Origin of the sequence: Rhizobium sp. YJ-22, assembly GCF_029601685.1 — a bacterium.
Taxonomy (GTDB): domain Bacteria; phylum Pseudomonadota; class Alphaproteobacteria; order Rhizobiales; family Rhizobiaceae; genus Metarhizobium.
The window spans coordinates 315,002-338,866 of record NZ_JARRIR010000002.1; the positions used below are offsets into that span (position 1 = coordinate 315,002).

26 protein-coding genes and 1 tRNA gene are annotated in these 23,865 nt (G+C 62.8%); 14 read left to right on the plus strand and 13 right to left on the minus strand.

The window, feature by feature from the left end:
- Positions 1 to 45 precede the first annotated feature (45 nt).
- The 4 genes from P7F60_RS06050 (at position 46) to P7F60_RS06065 (ending at position 5,197) form a co-directional block, all read left to right on the plus strand.
- Positions 46 to 1,635 (plus strand): ABC transporter substrate-binding protein, encoded by a 1,590-nt coding sequence (locus P7F60_RS06050; RefSeq protein ID WP_277916814.1) that lies wholly within the window; start codon positions 46 to 48, stop codon positions 1,633 to 1,635.
- A gap of 106 nt (positions 1,636 to 1,741) precedes the next feature.
- Positions 1,742 to 2,749, plus strand: a complete 1,008-nt coding sequence (locus P7F60_RS06055) for an ABC transporter permease (RefSeq protein WP_277916815.1) — start codon at positions 1,742 to 1,744, stop codon at positions 2,747 to 2,749.
- A complete protein-coding gene (locus P7F60_RS06060; RefSeq protein WP_277916816.1) occupies positions 2,746 to 3,573 on the plus strand; it encodes an ABC transporter permease in 828 nt (275 codons plus the stop codon). The genes P7F60_RS06055 and P7F60_RS06060 overlap by 4 nt, the downstream gene beginning before the upstream one ends.
- Positions 3,566 to 5,197, plus strand: coding sequence for an ABC transporter ATP-binding protein (locus tag P7F60_RS06065; protein ID WP_277916817.1), 1,632 nt, complete (start codon positions 3,566 to 3,568; stop codon positions 5,195 to 5,197). Before P7F60_RS06060 ends, P7F60_RS06065 begins: the two co-directional genes overlap by 8 nt.
- 457 nt (positions 5,198 to 5,654) lie before the next feature.
- On the opposite strand, the gene P7F60_RS06070 is transcribed toward P7F60_RS06065, so the two are convergent.
- A complete protein-coding gene (locus tag P7F60_RS06070) occupies positions 5,655 to 6,443 on the minus strand; it encodes a helix-turn-helix transcriptional regulator (protein ID WP_277916818.1) in 789 nt (262 codons plus the stop codon).
- Positions 6,444 to 6,577: 134 nt separating this feature from the next.
- On the opposite strand from P7F60_RS06070, the gene P7F60_RS06075 reads away from it, so the two are divergent.
- Positions 6,578 to 8,173 carry an ABC transporter substrate-binding protein gene (locus tag P7F60_RS06075; protein WP_277916819.1) on the plus strand — a complete coding sequence of 532 codons (1,596 nt, stop codon included), beginning with the start codon at positions 6,578 to 6,580 and terminating at the stop codon, positions 8,171 to 8,173.
- Between the two features lie 22 nt (positions 8,174 to 8,195).
- Positions 8,196 to 10,202, plus strand: a complete 2,007-nt coding sequence (locus P7F60_RS06080; protein WP_277916820.1) for a CocE/NonD family hydrolase — start codon at positions 8,196 to 8,198, stop codon at positions 10,200 to 10,202.
- Positions 10,203 to 10,250: 48 nt separating this feature from the next.
- On the opposite strand, the gene P7F60_RS06085 is transcribed toward P7F60_RS06080, so the two are convergent.
- A complete protein-coding gene (locus P7F60_RS06085) occupies positions 10,251 to 11,180 on the minus strand; it encodes an alpha/beta hydrolase (protein WP_277916821.1) in 930 nt (309 codons plus the stop codon).
- A 393-nt stretch (positions 11,181 to 11,573) separates the two neighbouring features.
- On the opposite strand from P7F60_RS06085, the gene P7F60_RS06090 reads away from it, so the two are divergent.
- Complete coding sequence (locus P7F60_RS06090; protein WP_277916822.1) at positions 11,574 to 12,833, plus strand: AGE family epimerase/isomerase; 1,260 nt, start codon at positions 11,574 to 11,576, stop codon at positions 12,831 to 12,833.
- 35 nt (positions 12,834 to 12,868) lie between these two features.
- Here P7F60_RS06090 and P7F60_RS06095 read toward each other — a convergent pair whose 3' ends face one another.
- Complete coding sequence (locus P7F60_RS06095; RefSeq protein WP_277916823.1) at positions 12,869 to 13,363, minus strand: heme-degrading domain-containing protein; 495 nt, start codon at positions 13,361 to 13,363, stop codon at positions 12,869 to 12,871.
- A 57-nt stretch (positions 13,364 to 13,420) separates the two neighbouring features.
- Complete coding sequence (locus P7F60_RS06100; protein ID WP_277916824.1) at positions 13,421 to 13,594, minus strand: hypothetical protein; 174 nt, start codon at positions 13,592 to 13,594, stop codon at positions 13,421 to 13,423.
- A gap of 141 nt (positions 13,595 to 13,735) precedes the next feature.
- Here P7F60_RS06100 and P7F60_RS06105 point away from each other — a divergent pair, with 141 nt between their 5' ends.
- Positions 13,736 to 13,993 (plus strand): DUF2171 domain-containing protein, encoded by a 258-nt coding sequence (locus P7F60_RS06105; protein WP_277916825.1) that lies wholly within the window; start codon positions 13,736 to 13,738, stop codon positions 13,991 to 13,993.
- Positions 13,994 to 14,128: 135 nt separating this feature from the next.
- Here the strand turns inward: P7F60_RS06105 and P7F60_RS06110 are convergent, their stop codons facing one another.
- The gene (locus P7F60_RS06110; protein ID WP_277916826.1) at positions 14,129 to 14,488 is read right to left on the minus strand and encodes a hypothetical protein; all 360 of its coding nucleotides are present in this window, start codon (positions 14,486 to 14,488) and stop codon (positions 14,129 to 14,131) included.
- Between the two features lie 165 nt (positions 14,489 to 14,653).
- Here P7F60_RS06110 and P7F60_RS06115 point away from each other — a divergent pair, with 165 nt between their 5' ends.
- The 4 genes from P7F60_RS06115 (at position 14,654) to P7F60_RS06130 (ending at position 16,258) form a co-directional block, all read left to right on the plus strand.
- The gene (locus tag P7F60_RS06115) at positions 14,654 to 14,926 is read left to right on the plus strand and encodes a DUF982 domain-containing protein (RefSeq protein WP_277916827.1); all 273 of its coding nucleotides are present in this window, start codon (positions 14,654 to 14,656) and stop codon (positions 14,924 to 14,926) included.
- Positions 14,927 to 14,977: 51 nt separating this feature from the next.
- On the plus strand, positions 14,978 to 15,400 hold the full coding sequence (locus tag P7F60_RS06120) for a secondary thiamine-phosphate synthase enzyme YjbQ (RefSeq protein WP_277916828.1): 423 nt from the start codon (positions 14,978 to 14,980) through the stop codon (positions 15,398 to 15,400).
- A 109-nt stretch (positions 15,401 to 15,509) separates the two neighbouring features.
- Positions 15,510 to 15,848 carry a hypothetical protein gene (locus P7F60_RS06125; protein WP_277916829.1) on the plus strand — a complete coding sequence of 113 codons (339 nt, stop codon included), beginning with the start codon at positions 15,510 to 15,512 and terminating at the stop codon, positions 15,846 to 15,848.
- Positions 15,849 to 15,937: 89 nt separating this feature from the next.
- Positions 15,938 to 16,258, plus strand: a complete 321-nt coding sequence (locus tag P7F60_RS06130) for a hypothetical protein (RefSeq protein ID WP_277916830.1) — start codon at positions 15,938 to 15,940, stop codon at positions 16,256 to 16,258.
- A 131-nt stretch (positions 16,259 to 16,389) separates the two neighbouring features.
- Here P7F60_RS06130 and P7F60_RS06135 read toward each other — a convergent pair whose 3' ends face one another.
- Positions 16,390 to 17,106, minus strand: coding sequence for an SIMPL domain-containing protein (locus P7F60_RS06135; protein WP_277917189.1), 717 nt, complete (start codon positions 17,104 to 17,106; stop codon positions 16,390 to 16,392).
- 174 nt (positions 17,107 to 17,280) lie between these two features.
- Between P7F60_RS06135 and P7F60_RS06140 the strand changes: the two genes are divergently transcribed.
- Positions 17,281 to 17,356 (plus strand) — tRNA-Ile (locus tag P7F60_RS06140).
- A gap of 57 nt (positions 17,357 to 17,413) precedes the next feature.
- On the opposite strand, the gene P7F60_RS06145 is transcribed toward P7F60_RS06140, so the two are convergent.
- Positions 17,414 to 17,590, minus strand: a complete 177-nt coding sequence (locus tag P7F60_RS06145) for a hypothetical protein (RefSeq protein WP_277916831.1) — start codon at positions 17,588 to 17,590, stop codon at positions 17,414 to 17,416.
- A gap of 148 nt (positions 17,591 to 17,738) precedes the next feature.
- On the minus strand, positions 17,739 to 18,647 hold the full coding sequence (locus tag P7F60_RS06150) for a DNA cytosine methyltransferase (RefSeq protein WP_277916832.1): 909 nt from the start codon (positions 18,645 to 18,647) through the stop codon (positions 17,739 to 17,741).
- Positions 18,648 to 18,984: 337 nt separating this feature from the next.
- Between P7F60_RS06150 and P7F60_RS06155 the strand changes: the two genes are divergently transcribed.
- The gene (locus tag P7F60_RS06155; protein WP_277916833.1) at positions 18,985 to 19,485 is read left to right on the plus strand and encodes a hypothetical protein; all 501 of its coding nucleotides are present in this window, start codon (positions 18,985 to 18,987) and stop codon (positions 19,483 to 19,485) included.
- Between the two features lie 10 nt (positions 19,486 to 19,495).
- Here the strand turns inward: P7F60_RS06155 and P7F60_RS06160 are convergent, their stop codons facing one another.
- Genes P7F60_RS06160 through P7F60_RS06180 form a run of 5 tightly spaced genes read right to left on the minus strand, consistent with a single transcriptional unit; the run spans position 19,496 to position 23,789 of the window.
- A complete protein-coding gene (locus tag P7F60_RS06160; protein WP_277916834.1) occupies positions 19,496 to 19,750 on the minus strand; it encodes a DUF2312 domain-containing protein in 255 nt (84 codons plus the stop codon).
- Between the two features lie 4 nt (positions 19,751 to 19,754).
- Positions 19,755 to 20,735 (minus strand): contractile injection system protein, VgrG/Pvc8 family, encoded by a 981-nt coding sequence (locus P7F60_RS06165; protein ID WP_277916835.1) that lies wholly within the window; start codon positions 20,733 to 20,735, stop codon positions 19,755 to 19,757.
- On the minus strand, positions 20,732 to 20,992 hold the full coding sequence (locus P7F60_RS06170) for a tail protein X (RefSeq protein WP_277916836.1): 261 nt from the start codon (positions 20,990 to 20,992) through the stop codon (positions 20,732 to 20,734). The genes P7F60_RS06165 and P7F60_RS06170 overlap by 4 nt, the downstream gene beginning before the upstream one ends.
- Positions 20,992 to 21,417 (minus strand): phage tail protein, encoded by a 426-nt coding sequence (locus P7F60_RS06175; RefSeq protein WP_277916837.1) that lies wholly within the window; start codon positions 21,415 to 21,417, stop codon positions 20,992 to 20,994. The genes P7F60_RS06170 and P7F60_RS06175 overlap by 1 nt, the downstream gene beginning before the upstream one ends.
- Positions 21,417 to 23,789 carry a phage tail tape measure protein gene (locus P7F60_RS06180; protein ID WP_277916838.1) on the minus strand — a complete coding sequence of 791 codons (2,373 nt, stop codon included), beginning with the start codon at positions 23,787 to 23,789 and terminating at the stop codon, positions 21,417 to 21,419. Before P7F60_RS06180 ends, P7F60_RS06175 begins: the two co-directional genes overlap by 1 nt.
- Positions 23,790 to 23,865: the final 76 nt, after the last annotated feature.

Genomic DNA, 23,865 nt, shown 5'->3' on the forward strand with positions numbered 1-23,865 from the left:
AGATGAGAAAATGACCCTGAACGAAAAAAGAGAGGAACTAGGGGAATGAAGGACTATACCAATTATCTCGCCTCGCGCGTCACCGCCGGCGGCCTGAGCCGCCGCGAATTCATGGGCCGCGCCATGGCCGCCGGCCTGACGCTGACCGCGGCCTCGCATCTCTTCGCCACCAGCGCCCAGGCGCAGGAACCGAAACGCGGCGGCACGCTGCGCCTCGGCCTCGAAGGCGCCGCCGCCACCGATTCCAAGGATCCGGCCAAGGCGCTGTCGCAGTTCATGTTCGTGGTTGGCCGCTGCTGGGGCGACATGCTGGTCGAATCCGAGCCGCTGACCGGCGCGCCGGTGCCGGCTCTTGCCGAATCCTGGGAGCCCTCGGCCGATGCCGTGACCTGGACCTTCAAGATCCGCAAGGGCGTGAAGTTCCACAACGGCAAGGAGCTGACGGTCGATGACGTCATCGCCACGCTGAAGCGCCACACCGACGAAAAATCGGAATCGGGCGCGCTCGGCGTCATGAAGTCGATCAAGGAGATCAAGGCCGACGGCGACAAGCTGGTCCTGACGCTCACCGAAGGCAACGCAGACATGCCGTTGCTTCTGACCGACTATCACCTCGTCATCCAGCCCAATGGCGGCCTTGACGATCCGAACGCCCAGATCGGGACCGGCCCCTACAAGGTGGTGAACTTCGAAGCCGGCGTGCGCGCCACCCTGGCCCGCAATGCCGACGACTGGCGCACCGACCGCGGCTATGTCGACACCGTCGAAATCATCGCCATGAACGACGCCACGGCCCGAATCGCTGCGCTCTCCTCCGGCCAGGTGCATTACATCAACCGCGTCGACCCGAAGACCGTCAATCTGCTGAAGCGCGCGCCCAACGTCGAGATCCTCAACACCTCCGGCCGCGGCCATTACGTCTTCATCATGCATTGCGACAAGGCGCCGTTCGACAACAACGACCTGCGTCTCGCCTTGAAATACGCCATGGACCGCGAGACCATGGTGCAGAAGATCCTCGGCGGCTACGGCAAGGTCGGCAACGACTTCCCGATCAACGAGACCTATGCCCTCTTCCCCGAAGGCATCGAGCAACGCGCCTACGATCCCGACAAGGCCTCCTTCCACTACAAGAAGTCCGGCCACAGCGGCTCGGTGCTGCTGCGCACCTCCGAAGTCGCCTTCCCCGGCGCCGTCGATGCCGCCGTCCTCTATCAGCAGAGCGCCAAGAAGGCCGGCATCAACATCGAGGTCAAGCGCGAGCCCGGCGACGGCTACTGGACCAACGTCTGGAACGTGCAACCCTTCTCGACCTCCTACTGGGGCGGACGCCCGACCCAGGACCAGATGTATTCCACCGCCTATCTCTCGACGGCGGACTGGAACGACACTCGCTTCAAGCGCCCGGACTTCGACAAGATCCTGCTCGAGGCCCGCGCCGAGCTCGACGAGGCCAAGCGCAAGGACATGTATCGCCACATGGCGATGATGGTCCGCGACGAAGGCGGCCTCATCCTTCCGATGTTCAACGACTTCGTCAACGCCGCCACCAAGAACGTCAAGGGTTACGTGCACGACATCGGCAACGACATGTCGAACGGCTTCGTCGCTACCCGCGTCTGGCTGGAAGGCTGACCCCCGCTTGCGGCTCTTGCGGGCCGCCCTTTCCGAAACGCGTCTGCGGAAGCCGCCAGGTTTCCGCAGTGCGCTTTCTTTTTCCTCTTGAGCCACGAGGAGTCCCATGGCAATCACCTCAGAGCCTTCGGGCGCACCGCCGCGCCGGTGGCGGGAAAGATTCCCCCTCCTTGCCCTCATCCTTCAACGCCTGGGCCTCAGCGCCCTCCTGCTTCTCGCCGTCTCGGTGCTGATCTTCGCCGGCGTCGAAGCGCTGCCGGGGGATTTCGCCACCACCTATCTCGGCCAGTCGGCCACGCCGCAGGCCGTTGCCAACATCCGCAGCGAACTCGGCCTCGACCGGCCGGTGACCACCCGCTATTTCGAATGGCTGGGCAACGCGCTGCAGGGCGATTTCGGCACCTCCTGGGCGAGCCGGAATTCGGTGAGCGAGCAGATCGGCAACCGGCTCGGCAATTCGCTGTTCCTCGCCTTCTTCGCGGCGCTGATCTCCGTGCCGCTGGCCATCCTTCTCGGGCTGCTGGCGGTGCATTATCGTAACCGCCTCCCGGACAAGATCATCAATGTCATCTCGTTGGCGGCGATCTCGCTGCCGGAATTCTTCATCGGCTACCTGCTGATCCTTTATTTCGCCGTCAATTTCGGCATTGCCACCTTCCCGGCCACCGTCTTCGAAGGCATGGGCTTCGTCGAGCGGCTGAAGGCCATCGCCCTGCCGACCGCGACGCTGGTGCTCGTGGTGCTGGCGCATATGATGCGCATGACGCGCGCCGCCATTCTCTCGGTGATGTCGTCGGCCTATATGGAAACCGCCGAACTGAAGGGCCTCGGCGCCTTCCGCGCCATCGTCAAGCATGCCGCGCCGAACGCCATCGCCCCGATCGTCAACGTCGTTGCCCTCAACCTCGCTTATCTGGTGGTCGGCGTCGTCGTGGTCGAGGTCGTCTTCGTCTATCCCGGCATGGGCCAGTACATGGTCGACGCCGTGACGGTGCGCGATATGCCGGTGGTGCAGGCCTGCGGCCTCATCTTCGCCGCCATCTACATCCTGCTCAACATGGCGGCCGATATCCTCGCGATCGTCGCCAACCCGAGACTGAGGCATCCGAGATGAGATTGCGCGATATCCCCATCAGTGCCTGGATCGGCATCGTCGGCATTGCGCTGGCTTTCATCTGCGCCCTCTTCGCGCCCCTGCTCGCGCCGCACGGCGAGAGCGAAATCGTCGCCGGCGTCTGGGAGCCGATGGGCGATGCCTATCTGCTCGGCACCGACAATCTCGGCCGCGACCTGCTGTCGCGCGTCATCTACGGCGCCCGCACCACCCTGTTCGTGGCGCTGGCGGCCACCGTGATCTCCTTCTCGCTCGGCATCATCCTGTCGTTTACCGCTGCGGTGTCGCGCGGGCTGATCGACATGGGCCTGTCGCGCTTCAACGACCTGATGATGTCGATCCCGACGCTGATCTTCGCGCTGGTGGTGCTGGCCGTGTTGCCGCAGAACCTTTTCGTGCTGATCCTGGTCATGGCGATCCTCGATTCCACCCGCGTCTACCGTCTCGGCCGCGCCGTGGCGCTGGATGTGGCGGTCATGGAATTCGTCGAGGCGGCGCGGCTGCGTGGCGAAGGACGGCTGTGGATCATCTTCCGTGAGATCCTGCCCAACACGCTGTCGCCGCTGCTGGCCGAATTCGGCCTGCGCTTCGCCTTCTCCATCCTGTTCCTCTCCACCCTCTCCTTCCTCGGCCTCGGCATCCAGCCGCCGGCCGCCGACTGGGGCGGCATGGTCAAGGACAACAAGGACGGCATCATCTTCGGCATTCCTGCCGCCCTGATCCCGGGCGGAGCGATCGCGGCCCTCGCCATCTGCGTCAACCTCGTCGTCGACTGGCTTCTGAAACGCACATCCAGCCTCAAGGGAGGACGCGGCGATGCCTGAGCTTCTTTCGATCCGCAATCTCAAGATCGAGGCCACCAGCTATCCGCCCGGCGAGCCGCCGAAGCGCGTCACCATCGTCGACGGCGTGTCGCTCGACCTGCAGAAGGGCAAGGTTCTCGGCCTGATCGGCGAGTCCGGCGCCGGCAAATCCACCATCGGCCTGTCGGCGCTGGCCTATGGCCGCGGCGGCGCGGAAATCACCGGCGGCGAAGTCCTGCTCGATGGCAAGGACATCCTCAAACTCGGCAGGGGCGGCATCCGCACCGTGCGCGGCGCCCGCGTCTGCTATGTGGCGCAATCGGCCGCCGCCGCCTTCAACCCGGCCCATCGCCTCGGCGACCAGGTGATCGAAGCCTGCCTGCAGCACGGGTTGATGAGCAAGGAAGAAGCGCGCCAGCGCGCCCTCTATCTGTTCCGCGTCCTGGGCCTGCCCAACCCGGAAACCTTCGGCGACCGCTATCCCCACCAGGTTTCCGGCGGTCAGCTGCAGCGCGCCATGACCGCCATGGCGCTTTGCCCCAATCCGTCGCTGATCGTCTTCGACGAGCCGACGACGGCGCTCGACGTCACCACCCAGATCGACGTGCTCGCCGCCATCAAGCACGCTATCGAGGAAACTCACACCGCCGCGCTCTACATCACCCACGATCTCGCCGTCGTCGCCCAGATCTCCGACGACATCATGGTGCTGCGCCATGGCAAGACCGTGGAATACGGCACGGCCCAGCAGATCATCGAGGAGCCGCGACAGGATTATACCCGCGCCCTCGTCAACGTCCGCCAGAGCGGCAAGGAGGAGGCGCAGGACCAGAGCGGCACGCTGCTGAAGGTCGACAACATCACGGCCGGATACCCGAATGGTTTCCGTGTTCTGCATGACGTGTCGCTGCATCTGCCCAAGGGGCAGACGCTGGCGGTGGTCGGCGAATCCGGCTCTGGCAAGTCGACGCTGGCGCGCGTCATCACCGGGCTGCTGCCGCCGCTCTCCGGCTCGATTTCCTTTGACGGCAAGCCGCTGACGCCGACGCTCTCCGGCCGCTCGCGCGACGAGTTGCGCCGCATCCAGCTCATCTATCAGATGGCCGATACTGCCATGAATCCGCGCCAGACGGTGCGCGACATCATCGGCCGCCCCCTGACCTTCTATTACGGCTTACGAGGCGCGGCGAAGACGGCGCGTGTCAAGGAACTGCTGGAACAGATCGAGATGGGCGCCGGCTTCGCCGACCGCTATCCGGCCGAGCTTTCCGGCGGTCAGAAGCAGCGCGTGGCCATCGCCCGCGCGCTGGCCGCCAAGCCGGAGCTGATCCTCTGCGACGAACCGACCTCGGCGCTCGACCCGCTGGTCGCCGAAGGCATCCTCAAGCTCCTGATGCGGCTGCAGGCGGAAAGCCAGCTCTCCTATATCTTCATCACCCACGACATCGCTATCGTCCGGGCGATCGCCGATTCCGTCGCCGTCATGCATCGCGGCAAGCTCGTCCGCTTCGGCCCGAAGCGCGTCGCCTTGTCGCCACCCTTCGACGACTACACCGACCTGCTGTTGAAATCCGTGCCGGAAATGGAAATCGGCTGGCTCGAAAAAGCTCTCGCAAGCCGCCGCATGGCCAGCGCCGGGAATTGATCGGTGACTGGGAAGCCTTGAGGAATAGGGCGATATTGCGGGAATGGATCTTGGGCGCACCCCCTGATCCATTTCGTTTATTTAAGAATGACGTTGGCCAGCCCTACAACCTAGGTTGCATTCAGGCTTGAAGCGCAGATGAAACATCCTTATATTGCAGGAGTGGATCAGGGGCCGTTCCCCCTGATCCGTTTCGCTTATGTTAGGAAACTGACCCGCACGCTAGCCGACCAGCTCGTGCGGGTTTTCCGTATCGTAAGCGTGATGCTGAATGGTTTCAACCACATCGCGATCACTCCTGTTCGAGAGCAGAGCCACTGCCTCGGCCGGTGCGGCTCATCCTCACCGGTCGGCGCCGGCTGGCGCGGCGCCTGCTGCTTCGCTGTCGAAGTCTACAAGCCTAGCACAACCTTGAGGACATGTCTTTAAGCGAGAATGCGCAAAGAGGAATGCAACCTCAATATTCCGTCGGCACCGTCAGAAGCTCCGCCGAGGGACTGTCCAGAAAAGCACGCACGGTGGGCGGCAATTGCCTCGATGCCAGCGGCAGCACGCCGCAACGCCGCAGGAGCGCGCGCAGATCCGGCTTTGCGCCCATATGCCGCCAGATCGTGCGTGTCGCATAGGGCAGGTTTCCCTTGCGCCAGGAAACGCCGGTCGTCACGCCGCGCAGATAGACGCGTTGGTGCGCCATCTCGAAGGGAATGAGGATTGCCTGTGACAGCATCGGGTTCATGCCCAAGCTGCGCTCGGTAATGAAGATGCGGTTGCGCCAATATGCCGCCAGCCCGACATATTTCGAATCCTGGCGGATTTCGTTGACCGTGTCGCGGATACGCTCGATGGATTTCACCCGCATCTCGCCGTTTTCCTCATACAGCCGGCTGCAAGAGCACACGACCAGCCCCGGCCAGGAAGGCGTGCAATGATAGGTCTGGAAATAGCCGGCGTGGCGACGCAATGCGGCGAGATCGCCCGGGAAGCCGTCAAGCAACGGCAGCCCTTCGCCGCCGCTGCGGCCGCGGTGTTCCAGCCGTTGGCGGAAAGCGGCCGGCGCCAATGCAAAATCTCCAGCCTGCAAGCCGAAAAACCCGGCAATCCGTGCTAGATTATGTGCGGAAGGTCGCGTTTCGCCATTGATGTAACGATTGAACTGTTGCCGGTTGAGGCCAATTTCCCGACAGACATGGGAAATCGATCGCACAGTGGCGCAGGCAGCTTTCAGATTTTCGGCAAGAGCGCTCATGGATGGATCTTTTCAACGAAACGATCGAAACCCTATAGCGTAAATTCGCATAAGATCGCGTCAGAATGCGAAATTGCACGACGCATTCTCCCCGTTAGGCTCGCCGTCAACACCAAAGGACAAGGGGTTCTGGAATGAGCGATTTCTCCAAGACGATACAGGACATGCTTTCGAACACCGGCCTCAGCCGCCGTGGCTTTCTCGGGGGCGCTGCCGCCCTTGGCGCGATGAGCGTCACCGCCGGCGGCCTGCTGGTGCCGGCAACGGCGCATGCCGCCGACGAGCCGAAGCGCGGCGGCCACCTGAAGCTCGGTCTCAAGGGCGGCGCGACCAGCGACACGCTCGACCCCGCCACCTACAGCGCATCCGTCCTGTTCGTCGTCGGCCGCCTGTGGGGCGATACGCTGATCGAATCGGACCCGAAGACCGGCGCCGCCCTGCCCTCGATCGCCACCGCCTGGGAACCCTCCGCCGACGCTTCCGTCTGGACCTTCAAGCTGCGCAACGACGTCGCTTTCCATGACGGCACCAAGATGACCCCCGCCGATATCGTCGCGACGCTGAAGCGCCATGCCGACGCCAATTCGAAGTCCGGCGCGCTTGGCCTGCTCTCCTCCCTCAAGACCATCGAGGAAAAGGCCGGCGATCTCGTACTCACCCTGACCGAAGGCAATGCCGACCTGCCGCTGGTGCTTTCCGATTATCACCTGATCATCCAGCCGAAGGGCGGCGTCGACAATCCGGCGGCGGCCATCGGCACCGGCCCTTACAAGCTTGCCAAGTTCGAGCCCGGCGTGCGCGCCACCTTTGAGAAGAACCCCAATGACTGGCGCTCGGATCGCGGCTATGTCGAATCCGTCGAAATCATCGTCATGAACGATACGACCGCCCGCGTCGCCGCCCTCTCTTCGGGCCAGGTGCATTTCGTCAACAATATCGACCCGAAGACTGTGCCGCTGCTCAAGCGCGCGCCGAAGGTCGAGATCGTGCGCAATGCCGGCAAGGGCTTCTATGCCTTCCTGATGCACTGCGACACTGCGCCCTTCGACAACAACGACCTGCGTCTGGCGCTGAAATACGCCATCGACCGGCAGGCGATCCTCGACAAGGTGCTGGGCGGCTACGGCACGCTCGGCAACGATTATCCGGTCAACGGCAATTATGCGCTCGCCCCCGACGATATCGAGCAGCGCGCCTACGATCCGGACAAGGCAGCCTTCCATTTCAAGAAATCCGGCGTCGATCGGCCGGTCCTGCTGCGCACCTCGGATGCGGCGTTCGCGGGCGCCGTCGATGCCGCCATCCTGTTCCAGGAAAGCGCCAAGAAGGCCGGTATCCAGATCGAGGTCAAGCGCGAGCCTGAAGACGGATACTGGACCAATGTCTGGAACGCTCAGCCCTTCTGCGCCACCTATTGGGGCGGCCGACCGACACAGGATTCGCGCTATTCCACCTCCTATCTCTCAACGGCGGAATGGAACGACACCCGTTTCAAGCGCCCGGATTTCGACAAGCTGCTGCTGCAGGCGCGCTCGGAGTTGGACGAGACCAAGCGCAAGGCGATTTATCGCACCATGGCGCTGATGGTCCGGGACGAAGGCGGCCTCATCCTGCCCGTGTTCAATGACTATGTCATGGCCCAGTCGAAGAGCGTCAAGGGTTATGTCGACGACATCGGCAACGACCTGTCGAACGGCTATATCGGCAGCCGCGTCTGGCTTGACGCCTAAAATCCGGGAGTTTTGAGAGAACATGTCAGGCAAACGCCCCTTCACCATCATCGAAAACGAGTGGATCACGCTCAGGGACGGCACCCGTCTGGCGGCGCGCATCTGGATGCCGGACAATGCCGAGGCCGATCCGGTCCCGACCGTGTTCGAGTTCCTGCCGTATCGCAAGCATGACGGCACCTGCCTGCGCGACGATTCCACCTATCCCGAATTCGCCGCCGCCGGCATTGCCGGCGTGCGCGTCGACATCAGGGGCTCGGGCGAATCCGACGGCGTCATCGACGGCGAATACACGGAACTCGAACTCGCAAACGCCTGCGAACTGATCGGCTGGATCGCCGAACAGCCCTGGTCGAACGGTTCGGTCGGCATGATGGGCATCTCCTGGGGCGGCTTCAACTGCCTGCAGACGGCCGCACTGCGCCCGCCGGCGTTGAAGGCGGTGATATCCATCGCCTCCACCGTCGACCGCTACAATGACGACATCCACTATAAGAACGGCACGCATCTCTCCGCCCAGCTTTCCTGGGCGGCGACGATGCTCGGCTACCAGTCGCGGTCGCCCGATCCGGCTCTCGTCGGCGAGCGCTGGCGCGAGATGTGGATGGAGCGGCTGGAGAAGGAACCCTATTTCATGGAGGAGTGGCTGTCGCACCAGCGCCGCGACGCCTTCTGGAAACACGGCTCCATCGGCGAGAATTTCGACGACGTGCAGATCCCGGCGATCGTCATCGCCGGCTGGGCGGACGGCTATCGCAACACACCGCTCAAGGCCGTCGAAGGACTGGGCGGCAAGGCCAAGGCCCTGATCGGCCCCTGGGTGCATAAATATCCGCACTTCGCCTGGCCGAAGCCGCGCGCCGATTTCATCGGCGAAGCCATCGCCTGGTGGAACCGCTGGCTGCGCGGCGAGGAAAACGGCATCGAGAACCTGCCGCAGGTGCGCGCCTATATCACCGAAGACCTCCGTCCGCCGGCGCCGCGCCGCGATTTCGATCCCGGCTTCTGGATCGGCAAGCAGGCCTGGGCGGAGCCGGAAACGGCAAGCTATTATGCCGACCAGTTCGGCGTGCTCACCGCCGGCAGCCCGATTCCCGGCGCGAAAGGGCATGACCGCTACATCCGCTCGCCGCTCGACACCGGCACGGCCTCCGGCGAATATTTCACCCTGAAGCCGGATGCGGAAATGGCGCTGGACCAGCGCGGCGACGATGCTGGTTCGCTGGTCATCGAAACCGCCGTGCTGGAAGAAGATGTCGATATTCTCGGCCGTCCGGTCGTCGCCGTCGAACTCGCCTGTGACGCCGATTGGGCTAACCTTTGCGCCCGCCTGGTCGATGTGCATCCCGATGGCACCGCCACCCGCATCGCCTTCGGCGTGCTCAACCTCTCCCATCGCGACGGCGACGAAAACCCGAAGGCGATGCCCAAGGGCGAGAAGGTCGCGATCCGGCTGGTGCTCGATGCCTGCGGCTATCGTTTCCGTCGGGGGCACCGCATTCGCCTGGCGATCTCGACTGCCTATTGGCCGATGATCCTGCCCGCGCCCACCGATCCCGGCGTGACGCTCGACCTGGCGACGCTTGGTCTTGCCCTGCCGAAGCTTGGCGATCACGAGAAGATCACGGTCAGGCAGCCGGACAATCCCGACCCGTTGCCCAAATATATCGAGCATGCGCCGGGCACGACGCACCGTTCGGTCAACCGCGATCTCACCGCCAACCGCACCGAATACCGTATCTACGAGGATACCGGCCTTTCCGAACGCCCCGGCACCGGTCTATCGACCCGGCAGGTGCGCGAGGAATTGTGGACGATCCGCCCGAACGATCCGCTGTCGATGACCGGCCAATCCACCTGGATCTGCGACATGCAGCGCGACGGCTGGTCGGTGCGCACGGTCTCGACGGCAAAACTGTCCTGCACCGCGACGGAATGGGTCACCGAAGCCGAACTGACCGGTTATGAGGGCGAGACCCAGGTCTTCCACAAGACCTTCGAAAAAAGAATCCCGCGCGATTTCATGTAAATCGCGAGGGAAGCCCGTGGCGGCAGCCCCACTGCCACGGGCGATTTCTTAGCTGCTCCCCGCAAAATGGCTGATCGCCGTCACCAGCGCGCGAAAACCGGCGGCGGCGCCTTCGCTCATGTGCCGGGCGCGCAGCCAGGCATGGACCATCTGCGGCTCGTCGCGATACCAAACCTCGATACCGGCCGCCGCCAGGCGCGCGGCAAACAATGCGCCATCGTCGCGCAACGGGTCGAAATGCGCCGTGGTGATATAGGCGGGCGGCAAGCCGCGGACATCGGCGATCCGCAAAGCATGGGCGACCGGGTCATCAGGCGCTTTTAGAATGTCACGATAATAGCGCACATCCGCCGTCGTCAGGCCGGGAGCTTCGCCCATCTCCTCATAGGAGCCGGTTTCGAGATCGCCGCCGAGCGCCGGATAGATCAGCGCCTGCGCCACGACACCCTTCAATCCGTCGCGAAGCGCCCGCACCGCCAGCCCGGCCGCGAGATTGCCTCCGGCACTGTCGCCGATCAGCACGACCTCATGGCCCTCGGCCAGCAGGGATTTCAGCACGGCATAACAATCATCCGTCTGGGACGGCCAGACATGCTCGGGCGCCAGGCGATAATCCACCGCCGTCAGTTCCGCCCCGACACCCTCGGCGATTTCGGCGCAGATCGCATCGTGGCTTTCCAGCGAACCGACCACGAAGCCGCCGCCATGCAGGTAGAGCAGATGTCGCCCCGTGCGCAACGCCGCCGGCCGGTAGCGGCGGATTGTCACCGCCCCGATTTGGCCATCGGTTTTCACCAGCCCGGCCGGCAGCGCCGGCGAGAAGGCGGCGCAAAGCGCATCGTACCAGCCGCGCTGCTGCTCGATGGTGCCGTTGACCGCATCCACCGGATAGAAGGCATCGCAGCGCGCCAGAAAGGCCAGGATACCCGGCTCCGTCGGCATCGGCCGGGTCACCGCCTGCGTTTGTTCCTCGGCCATGACTCTCTCCCTTTGCTTATGATCCGTGAGCGAAGGTGGCAGGCCTATGGAGGAATTTCAATACAAAACAACGCCATACAAAGTCAGCATGAATCGATTTCTCCGGGTATTGAAGTTGTCCTTCATCCGGCCTGCCGCACCTTCTCCCCACACGAAGCAATGCCGTAAGGGAGACGCGCGAGGGAGAAGGCCAGAATGAAGAGCAAAATTCTTCACCCGATTTGCCAGTGACCTGAATCATTCTGTCAGCCAAGCCTGACAAAGCCCGGCATCGATTCATCAATCGCCGCCGCCCTGGCACCTTGCGATAACGTTTCCATCCCCGGATGACAGACGTACATCAGCCGGATATATCTGCTCGGCGCATCGCGTCGCCAGGGAGGACAAGCATCGATGACCGGAGAAAACCAAGCCACGGGCCTGCCCGGCCGCTGGAGCGACCGCCCCTATCACCGCCGCTGGCTGTGGCAGCAGGCGGACGGTCTCTACGATTTCTTCCAGCATCGCGCCGTCAATCCGCGCGGCGGCTTCAACGATCTCGACCGCGCCGGCAGGCCGCTGGATGCGGCGGGACAGGTGCGCGCCATCCATTCCACCGCCCGCATGGTGCATTGCTTCGCAATCGCCAGCCTGCTCGGCCGCCCTGGCGCCGACGACATTGTCGATCACGGCATGACCTATCTCTGGAACCGCCATCGCGACACGACCCATGGCGGCTATGTCTGGTCACTGAACGACGACGGCCCGGTCGATAGCTCCAAGCAGGGATACGGCCATGCCTTCGTGCTGCTTGCCGCCTCCTCCGCCAAAGTCGCTGGCCATCCGCTGGCCGAGCGGATGCTGGCAGATGTGACAGACATCCTCGAAACGAAATTCTGGGAAGCGCGGCACGGCGCCATCGCCGAGGAATTCAATGCCGACTGGAGCGAGATCGAAAGCGGCGCCTATCGCGGCCAGAATTCCAACATGCACCTCACCGAAGCGTTGATGGCCGCTTACGAGGCGACCGGCGAGCGCGCCTATCTCGACAAGGCCGAAAGCATCGCCGACCTCGTCATCCGCCGTTCGGCCGGCTCGGTCGGCTGGCGCGTCGCCGAGCATTTTTCGCGCGACTGGGCGCTCGACAAGGACTATCGCGGCAACGAAATGTTCCGCCCTTCGGGCACGACGCCCGGCCATTGGCTGGAATGGGCGCGGCTGATCCTGCAGCTTTGGTCGCTGGGCGGCAAGCGCCACGACTGGATGCCGCAGGCCGCCGAAGGCCTGTTCTCCCAATCCATGGCGCTCGGCTGGGACGAGACCAAAGGCGGCTTCTTCTACACGCTCGACTGGGACGATGCGCCCGCCAAGCGCAGCAAATTGTGGTGGCCGGTCAGCGAGGGCGCGGGTGCAGCGCATTTTCTCAACCAGCATCGCCCGAGCGATTTCCACGAGGGCAGCTACCGAAAGATCTGGAACATCGTCGCCAATGCCTTCCTCGATCACGACCATGGCGGCTGGCATGAGGAATTGACGGAAGACCTGCGGCCCGCCAACACGCTGTTCCCCGGCAAGGGCGACATCTATCACGCGCTGCAGGCCTGCCTCATCCCGCTCTATCCGGCAGAAGGCAGCCTGACGAAGATGATCGCCGAAAGCGGCGGCAAGGTTTAACGAAAATGGTGCCGGATCTCTGTCCGGCACCCCTATTATTCCGCGCCGAGCTTCAGCGCGTCGTGGTCAGCACCCAGCATGGCGCAGAGCGCCTCGACCACCAGGTTGTGATCCTCACGCTGCGGCAAGCCGGAAACGGTGACGGCGCCAATGCAGCCGGTATCCTTGACGAAGATCGGATAGGAGCCGCCATGTGGCGCGAAATCCACCTCCGACAGGCCGTTGTCGGCCACCGTCTTGCCGGCCTTCTTCAGCATCAGCCCGCAGGCATAGGAACTGCGGAAATAGCGCAGCGTCATGTTGCGCTTTCGGCGAACCCAATTGGCATTGTCGGGGGTCGAGCCGGCAAGAGCGGCATAGAAGGCCGGCATGGAATGCAGCGTCACGTCGATGGCGACGCCGAGATCGCGCTCCGTCGCCATCTTCACTAGCCGCTTGCCGAGCGAAAACGCCGCCTTCAGGTCGAATGCGTCGAAGCGCAGCGCCGCCTCTTGGGTTTCGATGTCGTTGAGATCCTGTTCGATGGTCATCTCGTCCTCCGTATCACGCGGCATTCATTCCCGAAGGCGCGGCGGAAGTAAAGCGGCTCAGCTTGCCGGCGACGCGTCATCGGGAATGTCGATGGTGATCGTCAGCGGCTGTGGATGCGACGACCACAGCAACTGGTAACCGGCAACGGAGCCGAGAATGGCAAGCCAGATGAAGACGGCCTGCGGAGTGATCGGAAAATCGCGGAAACGGCGCTTGGGATCGGAGGACATGGGCTTTTCAAAAGGAACTGACGTCAATCGAGATGGGAAGTGCGGCGCGTCTTGCAAAGGGCCTGCCGGAAATTTCGATTTCCATGGATCGATTTCAGCGGCGCGGCGTTCCTTCTGTGTCAAATCAAAGGAGGATTAGACATGATCAACGCTTCCGAGATCAAGGAACATGCCGAAGTCGTCGGCGCCGATGGCGTGCATGTCGGTACCGTCGACCGCGTCGAAGGCGGCCGCATCAAGCTGACGAAAGCCGATAACGGCAAGGCCGGGCATCAGGGTCACCATCACTTCATTCCTCTGGACATGGTTTCGGATGTCGACAGCGGTCGCGTCCGGCTTTCTAAGAATGGCAAGGACGCCATCGACATGGCCCAGGAAGAAAACGGCCGCATGAACTAAAAACGCATAAATCCACGCTGAAAAACCCGCCGTTTCCCCGGCGGGTTTTTCTCATGCCTAAAATCCCGCAAACGAAATCGGCCCGAATCGAACGATCGATCCGGGCCGAAATTCATCGGGAATGGCTGCGATCGATCACAATTCCGGGCAGCCGGGCCGGTTGGCGAAGGTCATGCGCTCGATACCGTCATCGGTGCGGCCCTCGACCACGATGCGGCGCTCGTTCATGCGCACCACGCGCGCACGGCGCAGACCGGCATCGCGGGCTTCCTCGACCGCCTGGTCCGGATCGCAGCCGGCACGGAAGTCCTCGCGTTCCTGTTCGCGCAGCCGCCGGCGGCGCTCCTCTTCACGGCGGTCGCGAATGACCGGGCGCACGCCATCCGGGCCGATTTGCAATTCCATATCCTGCGCATGCGTCGGCGTGACGAAAGGCACGAAGGTTCCCGCCGTCACGAGAGCAGCCAGGCAGCACGAGGAGACAAGTCTCAACATTTCACTTCTCCGAAAAAGCCGGCCGACCGGGCCGGCGAAAACCTGCACACATCCGCGGAAGAACGAGTCAAAGCAAAAATGGTTCCCATTCCGCATGCGGACGAGGCAGTTCGCGGAACATAAGGCCGCCCAGAACGTTCGACAAGAATCAACGAGGAGGAACCCATGCAACCCCATTTCACGCCGGAAACCACCGGCATACGATGGCTCGTGCCCGTCGACGTGACCGTGCCCGAATGCGGACATCGCGTTTTCCATGGCCCCAGCGAAGCGCTGTGCTACCTCATCCATGAATGCCACAGCGCCAGCGGGCTGACCTATGAAGCGGCGAAGAATGCCTGTATCGAAGCCTTGCGCCACACACGCGATGCCGAAGAGGCGAGACGCGCCTTCCTGGATGCGCTCGGCGGCGAGCACATCCAGACGCTGCACCATTGACCGGTACGCCGGCATGGCGCATCTGCGTTGCCATCGAAACCGGAGCGCGCCATGCCATCCAAGACCATCACCATCGATACGAAGGGCCAAGGGCTCTACGAATTCACCCGCACGGCAGAAGAATTCGTTCAGGCCGATGGCAACGAAGATGGTTTGCTCACCGTTTTCGTGCGCCACACCTCCTGTTCGCTTCTTATTCAGGAAAATGCCGATCCGGACGTTCGCCGCGACCTCGAGGAATTTTTTGCGCGCGTCGTTCCGCCTTCCTCCGATCCGGCGATGCGCTGGGTGCGCCATACCGACGAGGGACCGGACGACATGCCGGCGCATATCAAGGCGGCGCTGACACAGGTCTCGATCGGTATTCCGGTTATCGCCGGACGGCTGGCGCTCGGCACCTGGCAAGGCCTCTACCTGTTCGAGCATCGCGACCGCCCGCACCGGCGCAGCGTCGTGCTGCATCTCTCGGCGTGAACATAAACGCCGGATGAATGGCCGGTTCCGGCCGCATTCAGTTTCGTGCGGATAATGTCGCATCATCGGCAAACCGGAATGGGTCGGTTGCCGGAACAAGGTGACGACGATGACGACACGACAGCGGATTGCGGGCTCGCTTTTCCTGATGCTGGGATTGGCCGCCATGACGGCGCCGGTCGCCGCTGGCGAAGCGATGCTGGGCCGCGACCGCGATGTCGCAGTGGTCTATCCCGATGCGCCGCGCAACGATCGCCATCGCGGCTGGCGTGGAACGCGCGGCTGCGCACCCCTCAATGCCATGGGCCAGGCGGAACAGGAAGGCATTCGCCGCCCGACGGTCGCCGATTTCAACCAGCGCAGCGTCGTCGTAGAGGGCCATGGCCGCTTCGGCTGGGGACGGATGGTCTTCGCCAACATGCCGGGCTGCCCGTTAGTTCTTCGTTAGCCATACCGGCACACTGTGCCATTTTTTGCCATGAACCCTAGCTAAGGCCGGACTCGCTATCGCGCGATTCCCTTTGAAGGAGAACCTTGATGATCCACTTTGCCAAGAACGCCGCCATCGCCGCACTTCTCGCCGTTACCGCGCTGCCGGCCACGGCCGGCTTCGCCGCCGCCGGCGATTTCGGCTATTACGATGGCCCGCGCGTCGAGCATGTCCAGGATGGCTGGGGCGGTTCGCGCCGTGGCTGCCATCCGCGCATGGCCGAAGACATCGCCCGCGACTACGGCATGCGCCGCGCCCGCGTCACCGACGTTACCCCGCGCCGCGTGATCGTCGAAGGCCGCAGCCGTGGCGGCTGGGACCGCATGGTCTTCGCCAATGTTCGCGGCTGCCCGCTGATCCGACGCTAAAATTTTCATGCGGCTCGTTTGAACGAACCCCTCGCGGCCCCGGCTGCGAGGGGTTTTCATTTTCCGCCCTGCCCGGACAGCAGAAAGTCCCGCAATCGCTTGCGGGACTCCCGTTTCGAATCGTCTGCGCCTTACTGGTCGATGGCGAAGACGATACTGACATTGGCGGTGTAATTGGTCTCCCCTTGCGCGATCGGCACCGGCGCATCGGCCGCTTCCTTGGCCATGGCCATGCGGTACATCGGCTGGGGAATCGGGCGGCCGCCGCTTTCGGAGATCTCGATGATGCGTCCGAGCTTGACGCCGGCGGCTTCGGTCAGCAGCTTCGCCTTGGAGACGGCATCGGCGACGGCAGCCTTGCGGGCGTCGTTGAGCACGGCGTCGGGCTTGTCGTTGGTGAAATTGATGTCGCCGCCCTGGTTGACGCCGAGGGTGACCGACTGGTCGAGCAACGCACCGAGCTTGTCGAGATCGCGCAGACGCACGCTCAGCGTATTGGTCGCCTGGTAGGCGACGATCTTCGGCGCCTGCGGCGTCTCGTTGTTGTTCGGATAGACGTATTGCGGCGAAATGCTGAAGCCGGAGGTCTGCAGGTCGCGCTCGGCGATGCCTTCCTTCTTCATGGCGTCGAGAACGGCGGCCATAGCCTTGTTGTTGTCGTCGAGCGCCTGGCGCGCCGTTTCCGCCTGACGCATGACGCTGAGCGTGATCACCGCCATGTCGGGCTTGACGGCGGCATTGCCCTCGCCGGAGACGGTGATGCGGGCTTCCCTCCGCTCGGCACTCTGGGCCATCGCTGGCGCACCCGCCACGGCCAGAATTGCAAGGCTGATGCAGGCTGCCGCCATGTCGGCTTTTCGGATCAGGCGCATACGTTCTCCTATTGCGTGAAAGACCAGAAACATTTCTTGTCCTGCGATTGTGAAGCTATTGCGGCAATCACTTGAGAATGTGCAGGATTTGCGCTAGAGCGAAACCCGCGCCGGGATACCATTGCCCCGCCACCGCCGGAACCTCCGGCCGGGCCTGTAGCTCAATGGTTAGAGCCGGCGGCTCATAACCGCTTGGTTGGGGGTTCGAGTCCCTCCGGGCCCACCAAATTCCATATAGTCCAACCGCTTACAAGGCGGTTGGACAGTGGATTTCTGTGGCTAGTTAGCCTGCAGGTGGGAACGTGATGTCGCCGCGCATTGATAACCCATCCGGGTCGCGTTCGCCCTGTTCGAACTCAATTTGGTTGACCGTATCGACGGCTTCTCGAAACAACCGCTTGAACTCCTCGTTGTCATCGAACTCTATGTCTTCGAGTTCGATGTTGAAAGAGTCGCTCAAGTCTTCCACGCCCAATGTAGCGTGACGCGAAATTTCGGAATTTTGACACCATGATCCGGAATTTGTGGAATTCCAGAGAGCTGTCAAAATGAGTCGGCGGGGTTGTTCCCCGCCTTTTATTTTTCCTCATTGCCCTTCTAAAGGGTCTTCAAGGCTCCCTGAAAGCAGCCTTGAGAGTTCGCCACGCATACGCCGCAGCCAAGCTGACCACTCCGTTACCGGCTGCATCGGATCGGTCCATCCGATCGGCCAACCCATCACCCAATCCGAAAAGTTCGGGTTGAAGATCAGGTCGCCGGGCAAGGATCGGTGCCCAGCGTTCAAACTCAGATGGAGCGGGCGGGAAGACGGGAAGCTGAAAGGCTTCGTCGGTGTCGCCCCGCAGGCTTTCATCAGCAGCCAGATATGCGTCCACACTCTGGCCGCCTTGCCGATCCCGAACTGCGATCCCGCCGCTGCCGCATCGTCCCTCATCCTGAAGCAGTCGTTCACCAGCTCCAGTTCGATCCTCGTGCAGTAGAGGGACTTTGTCGGCGTGGGCCACAATGAAGAGCCGCCGGCGCTGGTGGGATGCGCCGATCTCTGCCGCGCTGAACAGGCCCGCTTTGACCGTAAAGCCCAAGCCGCGAAGGTCTCGGAAGACAGTGTCGGCTCCCAGGGACAAGTGCCCCTCGACGTTTTCGAAGAAGCACCATTCGGGATCCAGCTCGGCAATGATCCTTCTGATATGGGGCCAGAGGTGCCGGGGATCGTTTTCCCCGAGGCGCTTGCCGGCGTAGGAAAACGGCTGGCACGGATATCCGCCAGTGAGGATATGAACCTTGCAACGCCAAGGGCGGCCGTCGAAGGTGGTAACGTCGTCCCAGATAGGCGCTTCATCCAGGGCCGCGTCCTCCATCCGAGCCACGATAGTGGACGCAACGAAGGCTTCCCGCTCGACGTAACAAACAGTTCGGTATCCGGGCTCGGCGATATGCAGGCCGAGTTCGAGGCCACCGACGCCGGCGCAGAGGGCGATCCCGGTGAAGGGATCAGATTTCGTGGGATGTAGAGCCACACATTTTACTCCTTGATGGTCGCTCCTGGCGATCGGAGTGGGGCTCGATAGGCCTCAGGGAATTAAAGGTGCCGCATCGGCGGCACTTGATTTCAATGGTGTTGGCTATGGCGCCCTGCGCCGCCCGAAACAAGAGAGCGGCGCAAGAGCCACAACGGATATTCTGCATTTCAAAAAGCTCACGACTCAGTCACAGGTAGTCCCGCCCTGCAGGGTACGGGTGTGACGGTTGTGCATTCACTACGTCAGGCGGGCTTTGTGGCCAAACTCAGTCCCGTCGTTGAGGGCGTTCATGCGCCCCAGCCACCCGGACAAGGAATTAGCTCGGGTAGCAAGCATGTATATCGAACCTCCCTCCGCAGACGTTTTCTTCCCGTATATCGACCAAGCCAACCGCGAGCTGGGCCAATTTGAGCAGGCCGCTGCCGCGCGCTTGTCTGAACTCATGCCTCAACGGATGAAGCTCGGGCCTGCAAAACTCAACAGCATTCTGGTGCCGTCCGATCTTGAAGACCTGAAGGATCATTCCAAGCATGATCCGATAGGTGCGCTTCACGCTGTTCTCGACAGAGCACACTTCCTTTGGGATTGCGCCCGAGGGATGAATGCACTGAAACCAGGCGGGAAAACCAGTAGAGCGTTTCCTGGCATGGTCGTAAAATTTTGCAATTTCTGCCCTCCCAAGCGCGCCGGGCGCGAGCTGACAATTAAAGTCGAGCAGCTTGAATACCATCCATTGCTGGATTGCTCTTTGCCGGTCTGCCAAGGCAGCGCTTACCTCGCGACAAGCAGCAAAGTTAGCAAAACTGGCTTCAGTGATCTGCCACCCAAAGATTGAGGACGATGGCCTATTCCATGCCCAGCGCGGCCATATAGGACTGCAAAATGCTATCCTCCTCCATCCGCTCATTGGCGTCTTTCTTTCGCAGCCGGATGATGGTGCGGATGGCCTTGACGTCGTAGCCGCGACCCTTCGCCTCGCTATACGTATCCGCAACATCATCTTTGCGGGCGGACACTTCCTCTTCCAGGCGCTCGATGCGCTCAATGAATTGCCGCAGCTCGGCGGCCGCAATGTTTTCGACACTCTCACCATCGGACATGGCATCACTCCTTTCCGCTTTCAGGGGCTTCGAGCGACACCGACGTCATGTAGGTGCCATCGAATTTGTGATCGACACCGGCGCAGCGCCAGAGGCCGTTCGCCTCCGGGCGGAAGTCCACGGTGTTGATCGGGCGGTCGGCCATAATCGAGGGACGGCCGGCCAGGGTGATCGAGCCGGAGCCGGTGCCGCGCGCCTGGCGGTCGCCTTCGGCCCGCGCCGCCGCCTTCGCCTCGGCTTCGCTCGAATAGACGGTTCGAACCCGCTTTGAAGGGCCTTTGAGGGCAGTCGAATAGCTCTCGATGACGGTCTTGCCGGTCGTGCGGTCGAACCAGCCGGCTTCCGTGGTGCCGAAAAACGGCCGCGGCTCGATGTCGAAATTCCAGCTCTCACATTCGAACTTGGAAATGGTCAGCGGCGCGAAGGAGCCGGGTGTCAGGAAAAGGAACTTCTGATCCTTGATCGAGAACAGAGCGCCGTATCGGTCGGCCAGACGCGTCAGGAAGTCCATGGCGCTCTGGTTCGTCCGGCTGAGGTAGGGGAGCTTGATGGACTCCAGTTCGGCCGAGACCTTTGCGCCGAGCTTGTGACGGCCGGCCAGCTCCTTGACGACGTCGCCGAGGCTGGCATCGTCGAAGTGCTCGCTGAGCGGTTCCTTCAGGTCGCTTCGCATATCGGCGGCGCGGCCGGAGACACTGACGAATTCGCCGCCGTCGCCGCCCTCGATGCCGGTCTTTTCGACCGTAAAGACACCCATCTTTTCCGATGTCGTCTGATCGCCGTCGCGGAAACCGAAGCGCACGGTGATGACCGCGCCTGTGGTCGGCAACGCCACGGCATTGGCTTCATCATCGAACTTCAGGTCGATATTGTCGGCCTCCTGGCCGGGTGCGTCGTGGATCGTCGCCGAGACCAGGCGTTCGTAGAAGGCCGAGTTGACGGGCTTCCCGCCTATCGACACGTCAATAAAAGGTTCAAGGTTCATTCGTCCCAAAGCCTTTCGGTCTGCTGTCCCTGATCGGCGATGACGAATTCGGGCAAGGCAACCTTGCACCCGAGCGGCAGCAACAGGCCGGTGCGGGTGATGCCCGGATTGGCCTCAATCGTGGCCTCGACATAGCCGCGCAGCTTGCCGGCGCGCTTGCGGTCGCCGAGCAGCGCATAGGCATAATCGAAGCACAGCAGGCCGACCGTCATGTCCTCGACCTTGACCTCTACTGTGGCAGCCGGAAGCGTCGCCATCACAGCCACCCCGCCAGCAGGCCGGCCGCATCGGAGACGGGCACGAGATTGATGGAGTAGGAAACCTTGCCGCCCTGACCCTGCCAGTTGATCTTGCTGTCCGTCGTCTTGATCGAGAGGATCAGAACCTGCCCCAGCATCTTGCCCTTGACCGTGCCGTCCTCGGACCAGCCGACCATGCTGACCGGCCGCTTGGCGCGCTGGGTGGCGCGCAGCTCCGCCAGTTCCTCCCGGCCGCCGAGTTCGTCCGGATAGAGAATACCGGTGATCGTGATCGGGTCTTCGCCGTAGCCGGTCACCTGCCGGCCCGGCCGGCCGCCGAAACGGGCAATCGCCGGGGCTTTGATCGACGTGTCCCGTTCAAGCTGCTGATAGTTGAGAGGCGCGATTTCGAAGACATGCGGGCCGAGAGCGAGCAAGGGCATCAGTCCGTCCCTCCATGCATCGCGCCGGTGCGTGCGCCTACAATAGCCCGTGCCACCCCGCCACCGCCCGCGCCGGCGCTGGCGGCCGAACGAAGGCTGGAAGCCGCCGCGCTGATGGCACCGGCTGCGTTCTGAATTTCGCGTGCTGCTGCAAGGCCACCCTCGCGAACGGCTATTCCGCCCTGGGTGATGTCGTCACCTGCACCTTTACCCGCACCAATGAGGTCCGAAAGATATCCGCCAAGCGACCAGCTACTGTTGTTGTTGGCCGGTGTCGGCACCGCTGCCGTTTCGTCAACTCCCCACATGCCGCTGGCCCACTTCTTCGCGTCTTCCCAATAGCCGGCCGCGACATTGCCGCCTTTGTTCAAGGCGTCGCCGCTTTGGTCGAGCAGCGAGCCGCCTTTGTCCATCAGCCAGCGCAGCCAGTCGGGCGGCTCCGGCCATTCGATCTCCAGCGCAAACTTGAACAAGTCCTGGATCGGCGTGATCCATTCCGCCACGAATTCCTTGATGCCGTTGATGATGCTTTCGCCGAGCGCACGGCCGGCGTTGTACATCTCGGCTTTTTCACCGTCGGTCAGCTCCTCGGCCGAGAAGAAATCGCCGATCGATGCCCACAGGTCCGCCAGCATCTGTTTGGCGCTGTCGATCAGGCCGGAGAAGTCGAATGCGGCCTTGAACGCCGCCTTGAAGGCCTCGACCTGCCCAGGCGGCAGATTGAGGAAGCTGGCGAGCTTGTCCGCCACCCAATCGGCTGCAGACGCCGCGCCGCTCTTGACGCTGTCCCAGATCCCGGAAAAGGCGCTGGCGAAGCCGGAGGCGAAGGACGAAATCCGGTCCCAATATTTCCAGACGGAGAAGCCGGCCGCCATCAAGGCCAGCCCGACCGCAAGCACCGGTGCCGAAATACCCGAGATCGCGCCGACAATCCCGACTGCCGCCGCGCGGACGATGCCGAAGGCACCGCCCAGCATGCTGCCAGCGCCGGCAATGATCCGCCAGCCGGTGGCGATATTCCGGCCGCTTTCGTCGAATTTGAGGAAGGTCGAGGCCAGCCCGATCAGTGGCAGGCGCACGGCGGCGATGGCGAAGGCGAGAAGGCGCGAGGCGATCGAAAGCGCAAGCATGCCGGCCGCCACCTGCACGATCGTCGCTGCAAGCTCGGGATTGGCTTCCGCGAATTCCACCGCCTTGTCGATCAGGTCGCCCATCACCTCCATGGCGCGGACGGCGATCGGCAAGAGCATGTCGCCGATGACGATGGAAAGGCGGGTCAGCTTATTGGTCAGCAGCTCCCACTTCTTAACCGCGCCTTCGGCCTGCTTAGCCGCCTCCTGGGTGGCCGAGCCGGCATAGTCTTGCGCATCGGCGACATAGCCAAAGGCCTGCCGGATGAGGTCCGGATTGTTGACGAGCTTGGAAAAGTCGTCGGAGAAGTCCATACCGACCAGATCGACTAGGGCGTCCATGCCTTCAGGCGACTTGTTCATGGCGTTGAAGAGCTTCATCAGCGCCTTGGGCGCATCCTGATCCAGCTCCTTGAGGAACTTCTTGCGGTTGATGCCGAGCGTCTGAAACGCCTCTTCAGCCTTCTTGCCGCCGACCGTCACCCTGGTCGCAAGCGCATTGAAGCCGCGCGCCGCCGTCTCCGGCACGATGCCGGCCGAGACCATGGCCGCGCCCATGGCGGTCGCCTGGACAGCCGTGAGCTTGAGCATGTTCGCGCCGCCCGCCGCGCGGTTGCTGAAATCGGTCAGCTCCGACGCCTTCGCCGCCATCTTGTTCGACAGATGGTTGGTGGCGTCGCCCAGCTCCTCGATGCCCTGCTGATTGAGCTTGTAGACGTTGCGCAGCTTGGCGAAGCGGTCACCGATCTCGCCGCCGGCCATGTCGAAGGCCACCGCCGCCTTGGCGACGTAGAGCGAGAAAGCCTCAAGCTCTTCCTGCGGAACGCCGCCCTGCGCCGCCTCTGACATGAGGTCGACTAGATCGCGGGCCGCGATCGGCACCTCGGCCGAGGTGTCGAGGGCGAACTTGCGCAGGTTCGCCAGGCGCTCGCCGCTGACATCCAGCACCTTGTCCAGGCCGCGCATGGACTGATCGAATTGCGCTGCCTGCACCACGGGCGCGCCGAGCGTCATCGCCATGCCGAATGCGCCGAGAAGGCGCGCGCGCGCCTTCGACAATGCCTGCTCGGCATTGGCGCTGGCCTTCTCGACATTGTCGACAGAAAAACCTTCGCGAACCGACTGGCCGAAGGCGGAGCCCATCTCTTTCGCTGTGTCGCCAATGGCCTTCAGCTTGCCGGCGATGGTTTTCGCCGGCGCGGAGAACTGGTCGATCAGGCGTATGAGCAGCGATACGTCCATCACTCAGTCCTTGGGGGCATGCGGCGCGCGAAGTGGGAAAACAGAATGATGGCCTCGATCCAGTCGAGGCCGTCGA

Coding starts and splice junctions, on each gene's coding strand:
- P7F60_RS06160 (WP_277916834.1), bottom strand. CDS start 19,750: ATGTCCGATGGTGAGAGTGTCGAAAACATTGCGGCCGCCGAGCTGCGG.
- P7F60_RS06115 (WP_277916827.1), top strand. CDS start 14,654: ATGCAACCCCATTTCACGCCGGAAACCACCGGCATACGATGGCTCGTG.
- P7F60_RS06175 (WP_277916837.1), bottom strand. CDS start 21,417: ATGCCCTTGCTCGCTCTCGGCCCGCATGTCTTCGAAATCGCGCCTCTC.
- P7F60_RS06090 (WP_277916822.1), top strand. CDS start 11,574: ATGACCGGAGAAAACCAAGCCACGGGCCTGCCCGGCCGCTGGAGCGAC.
- P7F60_RS06170 (WP_277916836.1), bottom strand. CDS start 20,992: ATGGCGACGCTTCCGGCTGCCACAGTAGAGGTCAAGGTCGAGGACATG.
- P7F60_RS06110 (WP_277916826.1), bottom strand. CDS start 14,488: ATGTTGAGACTTGTCTCCTCGTGCTGCCTGGCTGCTCTCGTGACGGCG.
- P7F60_RS06060 (WP_277916816.1), top strand. CDS start 2,746: ATGAGATTGCGCGATATCCCCATCAGTGCCTGGATCGGCATCGTCGGC.
- P7F60_RS06050 (WP_277916814.1), top strand. CDS start 46: ATGAAGGACTATACCAATTATCTCGCCTCGCGCGTCACCGCCGGCGGC.
- P7F60_RS06180 (WP_277916838.1), bottom strand. CDS start 23,789: ATGGACGTATCGCTGCTCATACGCCTGATCGACCAGTTCTCCGCGCCG.
- P7F60_RS06070 (WP_277916818.1), bottom strand. CDS start 6,443: ATGAGCGCTCTTGCCGAAAATCTGAAAGCTGCCTGCGCCACTGTGCGA.
- P7F60_RS06125 (WP_277916829.1), top strand. CDS start 15,510: ATGACGACACGACAGCGGATTGCGGGCTCGCTTTTCCTGATGCTGGGA.
- P7F60_RS06100 (WP_277916824.1), bottom strand. CDS start 13,594: ATGTCCTCCGATCCCAAGCGCCGTTTCCGCGATTTTCCGATCACTCCG.
- P7F60_RS06055 (WP_277916815.1), top strand. CDS start 1,742: ATGGCAATCACCTCAGAGCCTTCGGGCGCACCGCCGCGCCGGTGGCGG.
- P7F60_RS06085 (WP_277916821.1), bottom strand. CDS start 11,180: ATGGCCGAGGAACAAACGCAGGCGGTGACCCGGCCGATGCCGACGGAG.
- P7F60_RS06165 (WP_277916835.1), bottom strand. CDS start 20,735: ATGAACCTTGAACCTTTTATTGACGTGTCGATAGGCGGGAAGCCCGTC.
- P7F60_RS06120 (WP_277916828.1), top strand. CDS start 14,978: ATGCCATCCAAGACCATCACCATCGATACGAAGGGCCAAGGGCTCTAC.
- P7F60_RS06080 (WP_277916820.1), top strand. CDS start 8,196: ATGTCAGGCAAACGCCCCTTCACCATCATCGAAAACGAGTGGATCACG.
- P7F60_RS06065 (WP_277916817.1), top strand. CDS start 3,566: ATGCCTGAGCTTCTTTCGATCCGCAATCTCAAGATCGAGGCCACCAGC.
- P7F60_RS06135 (WP_277917189.1), bottom strand. CDS start 17,106: ATGGCGGCAGCCTGCATCAGCCTTGCAATTCTGGCCGTGGCGGGTGCG.
- P7F60_RS06105 (WP_277916825.1), top strand. CDS start 13,736: ATGATCAACGCTTCCGAGATCAAGGAACATGCCGAAGTCGTCGGCGCC.
- P7F60_RS06155 (WP_277916833.1), top strand. CDS start 18,985: ATGTATATCGAACCTCCCTCCGCAGACGTTTTCTTCCCGTATATCGAC.
- P7F60_RS06075 (WP_277916819.1), top strand. CDS start 6,578: ATGAGCGATTTCTCCAAGACGATACAGGACATGCTTTCGAACACCGGC.
- P7F60_RS06130 (WP_277916830.1), top strand. CDS start 15,938: ATGATCCACTTTGCCAAGAACGCCGCCATCGCCGCACTTCTCGCCGTT.
- P7F60_RS06095 (WP_277916823.1), bottom strand. CDS start 13,363: ATGACCATCGAACAGGATCTCAACGACATCGAAACCCAAGAGGCGGCG.